We start from the raw sequence: 12,942 nt of genomic DNA, 5'->3' as shown, positions 1-12,942 counted from the left end.
CCTCAGCACGTAGAGCGGCTTCAACCCCAGCAATCTGCTATGAAAATCGCTCAAGAAATCCGCGCCGGCAACGTCATCATGCACGGCAAGGACCCCATGGTCGTCCTGAAGACCGAATACGCCCGCGGCGGCCGCGGCGCTGCCACGGTGCGCATGAAGCTCAAGAGCCTGATCGGCAACTTCGGCACAGAAAACGTGTTCAAGGCCGACGACAAGATCGACAACGTCATCCTCGACAAGAAGGAATGCACGTACTCGTACTTCGCCGACCCGATGTACGTCTGCATGGACACCGAATACAACCAGTACGAAGTCGAAGCCGAAAACATGGGCGACGCGCTGAACTACCTGGAAGACGGCATGGCCCTCGAAGTGGTGTTCTACGACGGCAAGGCCATCTCGGTCGAACTGCCCACCAGCGTCGAGCGCGAAATCACCTGGACGGAACCCGCCGTCAAGGGCGACACGTCCGGCAAGGTGCTCAAGCCCGCCAAGATCGCCACCGGGTTCGAAGTGCCCGTGCCGCTGTTCGTCAGCCAAGGCGACAAGATCGAAATCGACACCCGCACCGGCGAATACCGCAAGCGCGTCTGAGCGGGCTGCGCGCCCACCGGCGCGCCCCCTCGCTCTCCCCTGAAAAAGGCACCCGCCATTCCCATGGCCGGTGCCTTTTTCATTGGCTCCCCGGGGCCGGCGTGCGAAAGCCTCAGGGATGCTCGATCAGCCGGACTGCCGTGGTGTGCGGCTCGAGCGCCTCGAACACATGCCTCGCATCCGCCGCATAACGGGCGTAGTCCCCCGGGGCCAGTTCCACCGGCCGGTCGGCAGGCCCGACCAGGGCACGGCCGCTGCACAGCACGACGTGCTCGACGGTACCGGGCAGATGGCTGTCCGATGTCCGGGCTTGCCCGGGCTGCGCCGCCAGGCGGTAGAGATCACGCTGCATGCCGGCCGGACACACCGCCAGCAGCGTTGCGGCGTAATTCGCCTGCGCGGACGCCAGGGCGGCGCCTTCGTTGGCCCGGATGACGTGCACATGGCCTGCAGGCTCGGCGATCAGCCGCGTCACCTGCACGCCCAATGCCGTTGCCAACGCCCACAGCGTTTCCAGGCTGGGGTTGCCACTGCCCGCCTCCAGTTGCGACAGCGTGGATTTGGCGATCCGGGCGCGCTTGGCCAATTCCGACACAGAGAGTCCCAATCGCTCCCGTTCACGGCGGAGGGCAGCGGCCACCAGATCGATGGGAGACGAGACGGGGGACACATTCATGGGGCTTATCCAACAAATCAAACAATCGTTCGACTTGACGAACGACCGAGAGAAATTCATCATATCGCTCAATCGTTCTTTTTAACGAACAACAACGGATATTCCTTCCCTCGCGCTGACGCCGGCTGCGGCGCAAAGCATACGGAGCCCGCAGATGAACCCCAGAACGGCAGGCATGCTGCAGATGAGCACGGCCATGGCCATTGCCGGCACCGTGGGCTGGTGCGTGTTGCTGACCGGAATGCCGGCGGCGTCGGTGGTGTTCTGGCGCTGTGCGTTCGGCGCCGCGGCTCTGGCGGCGATCTGCCTGGGCACGCCCGAGGCGCGCGTCCGCCGCATCGGCCTGCGGCAGGCCGGCATCGCGGCCGTCGGCGGCGTGGCGCTCGCCGCCAGCTGGACTCTGCTCTTCGCAGCCTTTTCGCATGCCTCCATCGCGATTGCCACCGTCACCTACCACACCCAGCCGTTCATGCTGGCGGCTCTGGGTGCGATGCTCTTCGGCGAGCGGATGACGCCTTCGCAAGGGGGATGGCTGGGCCTGGCATTCATCGGGCTGGTGCTCATCGTCATCGGCGGCGCGACGGCCGGCACGCCGTCGCCTGCCTACCTTGCCGGTTTCGGCCTCGCGCTGGCGGCGGCATTCTTCTATGCGCTGGCGGCCGCCCTCACCAAGAAGCTGCGCGATGTGCCGGCCCGACTGATCGTACTGATCCAGCTCGTCGTAGGCAGCGTGCTGATGCTGCCGTTCGCCGGCCTGCCCGCCGGCGCCTCGTCTCCGGCCGTCTGGGCCCTGCTGGCCGCGATCGGGGCCATCCATACGGGACTCATGTCCACGCTGCTCTACAGCGCCATCCAGAAGCTGCCGACGTCCACGATCGGCGTGCTGTCGTTCATCTATCCCATCGTGGCGATTCTGGTCGATGCCTGGGCCTTCGGACACTGGCTGGGTCCGGTGCAGATAGCCGGTGCGGCAGCGATCCTCTGGGCCGTGGCGGGGACCCACTTCGGCTGGCGGATCGGCAGCCTGCGCCGCAGGGTGTGAGCCGGAGGCCGCAGCGGAGCAGGCGCCGACGAACCAGCACGCTGGCCGGCCTGATCGGCAGCGCGTACACGCGTAAGCGCCGCAGTGCGTCGTCATCGCGGCAGCAGACGCGGGTGCGCGCCGTCCACTTCGTCCGGCAACCCTGCCGGACCGCCGTCCAATCCATCCCCAGCTTCGCGATGCGCGCCGCATCCAGCGCATCGAGCAGCGCCGCTTTGCGCATGTTGACGAGCGCGTGCAGTGCCCGGGCGCCAACTGGTGGCGCGCCGGTCAGCAGTGGATCAGGGTCATGGCCCCGCCCAAGGGCCGGGAACCTCCGCCCCGCCCACGATCCACTCAGGATGGCGGCAACGACACCAGACGCGTCGTGGCAGCCGCTCTCACCCCGCCAGCACCACTCCCACGAGCCAGACGTTCGCCACCGAGATCACCGCGAACAGCGCCCAGGCCAGCACCCGCAACGCGCGTCCGTTCGCGAAGCTCCCCATCAGCGCACGGTCGCTCGTGAAACGGATCAGCGGCCACATAGCAAAGGGCAGCTGGAAGCTCAGGACCACCTGACTCAGCACCAGCATCTTGCCGATGCTGTCGTCGCCCAGCCACCAGACGCCCGCCAGCGCCGGCACCAGGGCCAGCACCCGGGTGATGAGCCGGCGCTGCCAGCAGGGAATCTTCAGGTTCAGAAAGCCTTCCATGACGATCTGCCCGGCGATGGTGCCGGTAAAGGTGGAGCTTTGACCGGAGGCCAGCAGCGCGACGCCGAAGAGCGTGGCGGCCAGCGCGCTGCCCACCAGCGGCTCGATGAGCCGGTAGGCGTCTGCGATATCGGCGACGTCCTGGTGACCTGTGCCGTGGAAAGCGCTGGCGGCCAGCACCATGATGGCGGCATTCACCAGCATGGCCAGGGACAGGGAAATGACGGCGTCCAGCGTGCAGAAGCGGATCGCCTCCCGGCGGCCGGCGTCGGTATCTTCCACCAGCCGCGTCTGCACCACGGATGAGTGCAGGTACAGGTTGTGCGGCATCACCGTCGCGCCGACGATGCCGATGGCCAGATAGAGGGCACCGGGCTGTTGCAGCCGCTCCAGGCTGGGCGCGAACCCCACGGCGACTTGCGACCAGAGGGGCTGGGCAAACGCCAGCTCCACGGCGAAGCAGGCCGCAATGGTGCCCACCAGGCCCAGCACGATGGCCTCGACGCGCCGGAAACCCGCACCCTGCAGCCCCAGCACCAGCAGGGTGTCGAACGCCGTGATGCCGATGCCCACGGGAATCGACACGCCGAACAGCAGGTGCAGCGCCAACGCGCCTCCCAGCACCTCGGCCAGGTCACAGGCGATGATCGCCAGTTCGGCGCCCGCCCACAGCAACCGGTTGGCCACGGGCCCGTAGCGTTCGCGGCACAGTTGGGCCAGGTCACGCTGCGCTACCAGCCCCAGACGCACGCACAGCGTCTGCAGCAGCATGGCGGCCAGGCTGGCGAGCAGCACCACGAACAGCAGGCCGTAGCCGAACCGGGAACCGGCCTCGATGTCCGTGGCCCAGTTGCCCGGGTCCATATACCCCACCGACACCAGCAGGCCCGGCCCGGCATAGCGCAGCAGCTTTCTGTGAAACGGCAGGCCGGGGTCGATGCGGACGGAGCCCTTGACCTCGGACGGGCAAAACGGTGCGGTAGCGGTGCGCGGCAGCGGGAAGAACATCGCGCGATCTTAGGGAAATGGCACGGCCTTGCGAGGCAAACGTGGCTATCGCGCGAATAGCGGCCACGCTTCCAAAGCCCCTGGCATCCGGTGTTCCCAGGTCTCGTGGCCTGGCTGGCAGGCAGTCGCCCCGGCCTCGCTGGAGCGGCACGTGGCGGACGAAGCCGCTCGGGCCTCCCAGATCGCAGGGCCCACAGCCGGCCGCACCAGCCAACGCGATGGGTCCGGCCTCGCCAGGCTGCCAGCGCCCTGCTGGCAGGCGATGGAGCCGGCGCGACCCAGCGGGCGCTCAGATCGGCCGGGCGACCAGATCGTGCCCCTGCACGCCCACGATCTGCGCGCGGGTGAACTCGCCGACCTTCAACTGCTTGCTGATCTTCTCGGGCGGCAGCAGGTGCACCACGCCGTCGATCTCGGGCGCATCGGCATAGCTGCGGCCGGTGCCGCCCTTGCGGCCCAGTGCCGGCGCGTGGTCCACCAGCACCTGCATGGTCGCGCCCACGAGGCGCTGCAGGCGTGCGATGGACACTTCCTCGGCCACCGCCATGAAGCGGGCGCGACGCTCTTCGCGCAAGGCCATCGGCAGCATGCCCGGCAATTCGTTGGCAGCGGCGCCATTCACGTCGCTGTAGGCAAAGCAGCCGGCACGGTCGATCTGGGCTTCGCGCATGAAGTCGAGCAAGTGCTGGAACTCTTCTTCCGTCTCGCCCGGAAAACCGGCAATGAAGGTGCTGCGGATCACCAGCTCCGGGCAGGCTTCGCGCCAGCGCTGAATGCGCTCCAGGTTGCGTTCGCCGCTGGCCGGCCGCTTCATGCGCTTGAGCACGTCCGGATGGCTGTGCTGCAGCGGCACGTCCAGGTACGGCAGCACCTTGCCGGTGGCCATGTAGGGGATGACTTCGTCCACGCTGGGATACGGGTAGACGTAATGGAGCCGCACCCAGGCACCGTAGGGCTCGGCGATCTCGCCCAGCGCCGCGACCAGGTCCAGCATGCGCGTCTTCACCGGCTTGCCGTCCCAGAAACCGGTGCGGTACTTCACGTCCACGCCGTAGGCCGACGTGTCCTGGCTGATGACCAGCAGCTCCTTCACGCCGCCTTCGAACAGTGCGCGGGCTTCGTTCAGCACATCGCCCACCGGACGCGAAACGAGGTCGCCCCGCATCGAAGGGATGATGCAGAACGTGCAGCGGTGGTTGCAGCCTTCGCTGATCTTCAGATAGGCGTAGTGCTTGGGCGTCAGCTTGATGCCCGCCACGCCGAAGCCACCGGGCACCAGGTCGAGGAAGGGGTCGTGCGGCTTGGGCAGGTTCAGGTGGACTGCGTCCATCACTTCCTGCGTGGCGTGGGGGCCGGTGACGGCCAGCACGCTCGGATGCATCTCGCGCACCATGTTGCTGCCACCCTCGCCCGCGCGCGCGCCCAGGCAGCCGGTGACGATCACCTTGCCGTTCTCCGCCAGTGCCTCGCCGATGGTGTCCAGGCTTTCCCGCACCGCGTCGTCGATGAAGCCGCAGGTGTTGACGATCACCAGGTCAGCGCCCTGGAAGGTCTTGGAGGTTTCGTAGCCCTCGGCGCTCAGCTGCGTGAGGATGAGTTCGGAGTCGGTCAGCGCCTTGGGGCAGCCAAGGGACACCATCCCAATGCGCGGTGCGCGGGCCGGTTGTGCAACGGTTTCAGTCATGTACGGGTCGATCGTGGAAGGTCTTGTCTGTGGCTGTCTGGGTCTGCCTCACCCGCGCCAGAGCAATGTGCGCAGCCGATGGCGTCAGTGGACATGCGCAACGAAGTGGGCAGTGGGGCACCGGTCTGGGGCAGAACGACAAGCATCGCGATGCCGGGCCGAGGCCGGCCGGCAGGCCGCCAGGCACCGAGGCCAGCCGGGCCACTGCAACACGCCGTGTCGGGGATTGAGGCCGGACGGTTCGCAGCGGGATCGATGCTTGTCGTAGAGGGGCGGGACCGGCTCTCAAGCGCCGAGCCGATCCAGGCCCGGGCGCAACTGGCGCCGATTGTAAATGCCGCCATCCCAGCCGTCACGGCCGGCAGCGGGAAGCCCTGCGTGGGTGAAGCCCGCCCTGCAGGGAGTTGCTACGCCGGCACGGGCGCAGGGAGGCCCTGGAGAGCATGCACGGGTTGCTCGGCCAAGGCTGGCGGGCTGGCGGGCTGGCGGGGGAGATTCGCGTGCTCGGCCGGAACACGCGAGAGGGCTGCTTCCACCCAAAGAATGGCCTGCGCCTCAGTTTGACAGTTGGTTGACATTTAGACTGCCGGCGTATGAGCAAAACGCGCAAACGCAAGCCGGCCAGACCATCGACCTCCCTCCTCACTCCTCGCTCCAGCAGCCGCGCCAGGCGGTGGCTGATGGCTTTGTTCACGTTCGGTGTCGTCGGACTGCAGGCCACCAGCTGCGGCATCACACCCGGACTCGGACCGGCGCAGGCCCGGCGACCTGCCCCGCCCACCACGTCCACAGCCCCTGCCGCCTCAGCCACATCCACCACATCCACCACATCCACCTCCACCGCCTTTGCCTCGTGCCCCCAGCACTTCGCGGGCTGGATGGCCCCTGTCACGCCGCATGCACCTCAGTTGCGCGAGCTGTGCTTCGACGCGTTTGCCGTGCTCCACAGCGGCGCCACGCGCACCCCGGTCTACGTGGCTGAACGCCTGAACCGGCAGATCCTGCAGGCAGGCGACGGCCTGAAGCGCTCGGACAAGTTCTATGCCGATGCCCGCCTGCCGCGCGGCGAGCGTGCCGAGCTGGCCGACTACAAGGGCTCCGGCTGGTCACGGGGACATATGGCGCCCGCGGCGGACATGGGCACGCCCAGCGCCATGGCGCAGAGCTTCAGCCTGGCGAACATGGTCCCGCAGGACCCGAAGCAGAACGGCGGGGCCTGGGCCAAGATCGAGGCGGACACCCGCCGCTACGCCATGCGTGCGCAGGGCGACGTCTACGTCATCACCGGACCGGTGTTCGAGCCGGGCGCGCAGCGCATCGGGGCCGGCGGCGTGGCGGTGCCATCGCACCTGTTCAAGCTGGTGTTCGATCCATCGACGGGCAGGAGCTGGGCGCATTGGCAACAGAACGCGCCGAGCGCGCAGGTGGGCCGGCCGATCAGCTATGCCGAGCTGGTGAAGAGGACCGGCATGCAGTTGCTGCCGGGCGAGCGGCCGGACTGAGCCCGGTACCGCCGCTCGACTGGAGAACGCGGCCAGGCCGCAGCAAAAGTTCAGCGCTTGATGCCAAACGCGCCGAGCATCTGCTCGGTCTGCTTCTGCATCTGTTCCTGCACCTGCGTGAAGACGGCCTGCGACTGCTCCACGTAGCTGCCCATCATGCCCTGGAGCATCGGGGACTGCAGATGCATGTACTTGCTCCACATCTCGGGCGTCATGACCTGCGACTGCTCGGTCATGCGGGCCTGGATCTCGGTGAAGGCCTGTACGTTCTTCTCGAGGTAGCTGCCCATGAAGCCCTGCATGGCATGGCCGTAGAACCGGATGATGTTGGCCAGTACCGCTTCGGTGAACATGGGAGCGCCGCCGGCTTCTTCCTCCAGAATGATCTGCAGCAGGATGCTGCGCGTCAGGTCGTCACCCGTCTTCGCATCGCGGACCGCCACGGGCTCGCCCTCCATCACCAGCTGCTTGACTTCCGACAGGGTGATGTAGGTGGAGGTGGAGGTGTCGTAGAGGCGGCGATTCGGATACTTCTTGATCAGTCGCTGTGCGGTGGTTGCCGGGGCGGCGGTGGATTGGTTGTCTTCTGGCACAGCTGGCTCCTCCGGGCATCGTGCCCCATCAAATTGCGCTCCGGGCCATTCTAGGGATTGCGCCGGACCGCGCCGCGCAAGGATTACCCTGAGCGCGCGGCCGGGCGTGGTGGCTGATCCGTGGATTGCTTACAGCGTGATTGCGGGGGCTGCCACGGTTGGCAGGAGGCCCAAGCTGCGGCGGTCGCAGGAGGTTGCGCACGGGCGTGAATTGACAAAAAATACACGATTGCTTACTTTGTAAGCAGACATCGGCATTGGATGACCCCCATGTAAGACGGTTCTTACGATCCGCCGCGGACACGGGACCGAGACTCACTTACGGGCTGCAAAGGGGCAGTTCTTTTCAAAACTTTCCACGGATCTCCATCCATGGCCTCCCACAATACCGTTGACTTGCCGTCCCTCTCAGGCACGCTGACGGCGGGACAGGCCCTCGGCTTCACGAATGCGAACACCATGGGAAATTATCCACTGCGAACCCGACAGCAAAAGGGGCTGCTCCAGCAATTCACCCCGCTTGACCTGTCTCCTACCTGGGACAACGGCGAAGTGATCAAGGTGCGTGGCGTCCGCGTCATCACCCTGTCCGGCCACGCCACTTATTCAGACCGCGAGTACGTGCTCAACCAGGCGGTCGGTTGCATCGAGATCATCGGCAATCGCGTCGCCACGCGCGCGACCGTGCTGCTGATCGGCTTCACGCTGGCAGCCGATCTGCCCGCTGCCACCTTCCACATCGGTGAGGACGAAGCCGTCGGCACGATGACCCTGCCGGCCAGTTGCCTGGGCGCGTACATCATGACGGCCAACAGCCCGGCCGCGTACTTCCGCATGGGCGGCGACGGTTCGCTGAATGCCCTGGCCACGGATGCCTCCTCGCTGAGAGTCCAGGCGGCGGCGACCTGAAGCGCTGGCACCGCAGCGCCAAAGCACAAGGCCCAGTCTTCACTGGGCCTTGTGCTTTGGGGATGGACTTCACAGCGCGCGCAGCGTGCTGGCGCAGGGATGCCCCACCCTTCTTTTCTGCGCCATTCGCGCGCCTGGCCGGCACCCCTGGCGCGCTGTGCCGCCAGGGGCCGGCCCGGACTAAAACATCATTTCACGACCATGAACAGGCTGGGCAGCCAGGTCGAGAACGTGGGCACGAAGGTCACCAGCGCGAGCGCGAAGATCAGCGCGCCATAGAACGGCCAGATCGTGCGCATCACCGTGCCCACCGAGACCCCGCCGATCGCGCAGCCGACGAACTGGGTGGTGCCCACCGGGGGCGTATTCAGCCCCAGGGCGCAATTGACCAACATCACGATGCCGAACTGCACCGCCGTCATGCCGTATTCCTGCGCGATCGGCAGGAAGATGGGCGTGCACAGCAGGATGGTGGCCGCCATGTCCAGGAAGGTTCCCAGCACGAACAGGATGACGTTGATCAGCAGGAAGATCATCCACGGGGTGGTGGTCACCTCCGCCAGCATCTTGCCCGTCAATTCGGCCACGCCGTAGAGGCTGATGAGGTAGCCGAAGGTGCTGGAGATGCCGATCAGCAGCAGGATGACGCCCGTGGTGCGCACCGCCTTCGACGCCGCCTTGATGAAGTGTTCCCACTTCAGCGTGCGGTAGAGGAAGATCGTCAGGCCCAGCGCGTAGAGCACCGCCACGGCGGCGGACTCGGTCGCGGTGAAGATGCCCGAGAGAATGCCCCCGAGGATCAGCACGACGATGAACAGGCCCGGCAGCGCCGCTGCGAACGAGCGGGCCACGATGTGCCAGCCGGGAAAGGTGCCCTTCGGATAGCCGCGCTTGACCGCCACCAGGTAGGCCGCCGCCAGGTTGCTGACGGTGAGCACCAGTGCAGGCACCAGGGCCGCCAGGATCAGCGCCGCGATCGACACTTTGCCGCCGGCCGCCAGCGCATAGATGATCAGGTTGTGGCTGGTGGGCATGAGTGCGCCGACCAGTGCCGCGTGCGTTGTCACGTTGACGGCGTAGTCGGCGTGGTAGCCCTCCTTCTTCATCATCGGGATCATCACCGCGCCCATGGCCGACACGTCGGCCACCGGCGAGCCGGAGACGCCGCCGAACAGCGTGCAGGCCACCACGTTCGACATGCCCAGGCCGCCACGCACGTGGCCGATCAGGGCCCGCGCGAAGTTGACGATGCGGTCGGCGATACCGCCATACAGCATCAGCTCGCCGGCAAAGATGAAGAACGGAATCGCGAGAAAGGAGAAGATGCCCATGCCGGACGTCATCTGCTGGAAGCCGACTTCCAGAGGCAGGCCTTCGTAGAGCAGCGTGGCCAGGGCCGACAGGCCGATGGAGAACGCGACCGGCACGCCCAGCAGCAGAAAGACCGTGAAGGACAGGCTCAGGATCAGGAGTGGAATGGTCATGGCTTGTTTCGCTTCAGCCCCAGGCGGGTTCGACTTCGCGGCCATGGGCCAGCGCGATGATGTGTTCGATGGAGAACATCACGATGAGGACGCCGGCGATGGCTGCCGGCACGTACTTCCAGCCTTCGGAGATCCACAGCGTGGGCAGGCGATAGCTCCACACCGATTCGGCGAGCGACGCGCAGCTCCAGGCCATGACGGCGCCGAACACCAGGATCAGCGCGTGGATCAGGTATTCCATCTTCAGCCGCAGCCAGTCCGGCGCCAGCACCAGGAACGATTCGAGGCCGATGTGGCCGGCGTCGCGCACGCCCACGGCCACTCCGAACATCGTGACGTAGAGCACCAGCAGCAAAGCCAGGCTTTCCGCCCAGGTCGGCGTGTTGTTCAGCACGTAGCGGCCGAACACCTGCCAGCTGACCGCGCAGATCACGGCGACGAGACCGATGATGCCCAGCCACATGCACGCACGCGCCAGCGTGCGACACAGTCTTGTGTACATAATTTTGAGGTGAAATAGGCCACGAGCGCCCGTGTATCAAGCGCCTGCAGCTATGAAACCAGGAGCAATCGGCCTGGCGACGCGTCTGCGGGAGACGCGCCGCCGGGCCGCCGCGAGATCACTTCGTGTCTTGCACCCGCTTGACCAGGTCCTTCAACTTGGCGTCGGTGATGAACTTGTCGTACACCGGCTTCATCGCAGCCTGGAACGGAGCCTTGTCGATCTCGATGATCTCGGCGCCGCCGGCCTTCACCGTCGCCAGCGACTTGATCTCGCGCTCCGCCCACTGCTTGCGCATGTAGGGCACCGATTCCTTGGCGGCCTGGCGGATCCAGCCCTGCTCCTCTGGCGAGAGGCGGTCCCACGCACGCTTGGAAAAGAGCAGCATCTCGGGCGCCATCGAATGCTCGGTCTTGGTGTAGTACTTGGCGACCTCGAAGGCGCGGGCGCTCTCGTAGGTCGGGTAGTTGTTCTCGGCCGCGTCGATCAGCCCGGTCTTGAGGCCCGTGTAGACCTCGCCCATGGGCATGGGCGTGGCGTTGGCGCCCATCGCCTCGATCATGCTCACCCACAGGTCGGACTGCTGCACCCGCACCTTCAGGCCCTTCATGTCGGCAAAGCTGCGCACCGGCTTCTTGGCCGTGAACATCGAGCGCGCGCCGCTGTCATAGAAGGCCAGGCCGACGAAGCCCTGCTTCTCGCAGCTCTTCAGAATCTCCTCGCCGATGGGGCCGTCCAGCACCTTGTGCAGGTGATCGACCGAGCGGAAGAGGAACGGCATCGTCGGCACCTGCGTCTCTGCGCAGATGTTGTTCATTGGCGCGATGTTCACGCGCACCATCTGCAGCGCGCCGATCTTGGCCTGCTCGATGGTGTCCTTCTCGTTGCCCAGAGCGCTGTTGTTGAACACCTTGATGGAATGCTTGCCACCCGACAGCGCCTTGAGCCGCTCGCCCATGAACTTCACGGCGGTGACGGTGGGGTAGTCGTCCGGATGGATGTCGGCCGAGCGGAACTCGGTGGCCCCGGCGCCGAGGGCGCACAGGCTTGCGGCGATGGCTGCCAGCGTGGCCTTGAAAGTCGATGGTTTCATGGTGTTTGCCTCTGCTCTTGTGGAGTCGTTGGAAGAAGGAAAAGGGTGCGTCGGTCCGCGCGGTGAGAAGGAAAGGTGCTCCGCTCGGCTTCAGGAAAACGGTTGGATGGTCGGGGGCGCCTGCGGCAGATCAGCCAGCGAAGCGGAACCCGGGCTCCGGCATGCCCTGCACGCCCGGCCGCAGCGCGAACACGCCGCCGGCCAGCGGCTGGTCGGCCAGGTCGATGCCGCCAGGGCGGATGGACGTGACGTAAAGCGTGTCCATCGATGCGCCGCCGAAGGCACACATCGCGGGCTTTTTCACCGGCACGGCCAGCGATCGGTCGAGCCGGCCGTCGGGGGTGAAGCGGTGCACCAGGCCGGCGTCGTTTCCGCAGATCCAGTAGCCGCCGTCCACGTCCACCGCCGCGCCATCGGGCCGGCCCGGCAGCGCCGTCATGTCGGCAAGCAGCCGCCGGCCGTGCGGCGTGCCGGTGTCGGTGTCGTAGTCGAAGGCCCAGATGGCCTGCACCTGCGGATGCGAGTCCGACAGGTACATGGTGCGGCCGTCCGGACTGAAGGCGATGCCATTGGGCACGATCAGCTCGCCGAGCTCCAGGTCCGCCAGACGGCCGCTGGCGACCTCCTGCGGGCCCCAGCGGTACACCCGGCCCACGCGCGCTGCAGCGCCCATGTCCTGCAGCATGGTGCCGGCGATGAAGCGGCCCTGGCGGTCGCAGCGGCCGTCGTTGAAACGCATGCCGTCCCGGGCATGTGGAGCGGCAGCCAGACGCTGCGCGGCCAGGGTGTCCAGGCCCGCGTCCTCGGGCAGCTCCAGCAGGAAGACCCCGGTTTCCAGGCCCGCGATCCAGCGGCCGGTGGGTACACCTTCGACTGCGGCCATGCAGGCCACCATTTCGGGCGCCTGCCATTGCCGGTGCGCGTCGTGCGGCGCAGCTGCGCGCTGCGCATCGGGCGCGGCGCCCACCGACAGCGGGTGTGCAGCACCCCGCTGCGCGGCGCCCTGCCCCATCGCCCAGCGATGCAGCACGCGCGCCGGAATATCGGTCCAGTACAGCGCTTGCTCCTGCGCACGCCACACCGGGCTCTCCCCCGTGGCGCAACGCGCATCGAGCACCAGTTCCGCGCCGTCGGCGGCAGAGAAAGACGACATGGCCGCC

12 protein-coding genes are annotated in these 12,942 nt (G+C 66.7%); 4 read left to right on the top strand and 8 right to left on the bottom strand.

From position 1 onward, the window contains the following. Positions 1–39 precede the first annotated feature (39 nt). On the top strand, positions 40–594 hold the full coding sequence (gene efp, locus ASF94_RS02595; protein ID WP_056661144.1) for an elongation factor P: 555 nt from the start codon (positions 40–42) through the stop codon (positions 592–594). A gap of 112 nt (positions 595–706) precedes the next feature. Here the strand turns inward: efp and ASF94_RS02590 are convergent, their stop codons facing one another. Beyond that, positions 707–1,270 (bottom strand): XRE family transcriptional regulator, encoded by a 564-nt coding sequence (locus ASF94_RS02590; RefSeq protein ID WP_056661141.1) that lies wholly within the window; start codon positions 1,268–1,270, stop codon positions 707–709. A 154-nt stretch (positions 1,271–1,424) separates the two neighbouring features. On the opposite strand from ASF94_RS02590, the gene ASF94_RS02585 reads away from it, so the two are divergent. Continuing rightward, positions 1,425–2,312 (top strand): DMT family transporter, encoded by an 888-nt coding sequence (locus ASF94_RS02585; protein WP_056661138.1) that lies wholly within the window; start codon positions 1,425–1,427, stop codon positions 2,310–2,312. Positions 2,313–2,692: 380 nt separating this feature from the next. Here the strand turns inward: ASF94_RS02585 and ASF94_RS02580 are convergent, their stop codons facing one another. Next, positions 2,693–4,015 (bottom strand): Nramp family divalent metal transporter, encoded by a 1,323-nt coding sequence (locus ASF94_RS02580; RefSeq protein WP_056661135.1) that lies wholly within the window; start codon positions 4,013–4,015, stop codon positions 2,693–2,695. A gap of 289 nt (positions 4,016–4,304) precedes the next feature. Beyond that, positions 4,305–5,699, bottom strand: coding sequence for a 30S ribosomal protein S12 methylthiotransferase RimO (rimO, locus tag ASF94_RS02575; RefSeq protein ID WP_056661132.1), 1,395 nt, complete (start codon positions 5,697–5,699; stop codon positions 4,305–4,307). A gap of 680 nt (positions 5,700–6,379) precedes the next feature. Between rimO and ASF94_RS02570 the strand changes: the two genes are divergently transcribed. Further along, on the top strand, positions 6,380–7,201 hold the full coding sequence (locus ASF94_RS02570; protein WP_056661129.1) for a DNA/RNA non-specific endonuclease: 822 nt from the start codon (positions 6,380–6,382) through the stop codon (positions 7,199–7,201). A 50-nt stretch (positions 7,202–7,251) separates the two neighbouring features. Here the strand turns inward: ASF94_RS02570 and phaR are convergent, their stop codons facing one another. After that, positions 7,252–7,794, bottom strand: coding sequence for a polyhydroxyalkanoate synthesis repressor PhaR (gene phaR / locus ASF94_RS02565; RefSeq protein WP_056661126.1), 543 nt, complete (start codon positions 7,792–7,794; stop codon positions 7,252–7,254). Between the two features lie 372 nt (positions 7,795–8,166). On the opposite strand from phaR, the gene ASF94_RS02560 reads away from it, so the two are divergent. Continuing rightward, complete coding sequence (locus tag ASF94_RS02560) at positions 8,167–8,703, top strand: hypothetical protein (RefSeq protein WP_156382397.1); 537 nt, start codon at positions 8,167–8,169, stop codon at positions 8,701–8,703. Positions 8,704–8,891: 188 nt separating this feature from the next. On the opposite strand, the gene ASF94_RS02555 is transcribed toward ASF94_RS02560, so the two are convergent. From ASF94_RS02555 to ASF94_RS02540, 4 genes are all read right to left on the bottom strand, one after another. Beyond that, the gene (locus ASF94_RS02555) at positions 8,892–10,187 is read right to left on the bottom strand and encodes a TRAP transporter large permease (RefSeq protein WP_056661120.1); all 1,296 of its coding nucleotides are present in this window, start codon (positions 10,185–10,187) and stop codon (positions 8,892–8,894) included. A gap of 13 nt (positions 10,188–10,200) precedes the next feature. Beyond that, a complete protein-coding gene (locus tag ASF94_RS02550; RefSeq protein WP_056661117.1) occupies positions 10,201–10,689 on the bottom strand; it encodes a TRAP transporter small permease in 489 nt (162 codons plus the stop codon). 118 nt (positions 10,690–10,807) lie between these two features. Then, the gene (locus tag ASF94_RS02545) at positions 10,808–11,782 is read right to left on the bottom strand and encodes a TRAP transporter substrate-binding protein (RefSeq protein WP_056661114.1); all 975 of its coding nucleotides are present in this window, start codon (positions 11,780–11,782) and stop codon (positions 10,808–10,810) included. Positions 11,783–11,912: 130 nt separating this feature from the next. Then, a complete protein-coding gene (locus tag ASF94_RS02540; RefSeq protein ID WP_056661111.1) occupies positions 11,913–12,935 on the bottom strand; it encodes an SMP-30/gluconolactonase/LRE family protein in 1,023 nt (340 codons plus the stop codon). Between the last annotated feature and the right edge of the window lie 7 nt (positions 12,936–12,942).

Source organism: Acidovorax sp. Leaf160 (genome assembly GCF_001424265.1).
Taxonomy (GTDB): Bacteria; Pseudomonadota; Gammaproteobacteria; order Burkholderiales; family Burkholderiaceae_C; genus Paracidovorax.
This window is presented reverse-complemented; position numbering and strand designations above follow the sequence as displayed.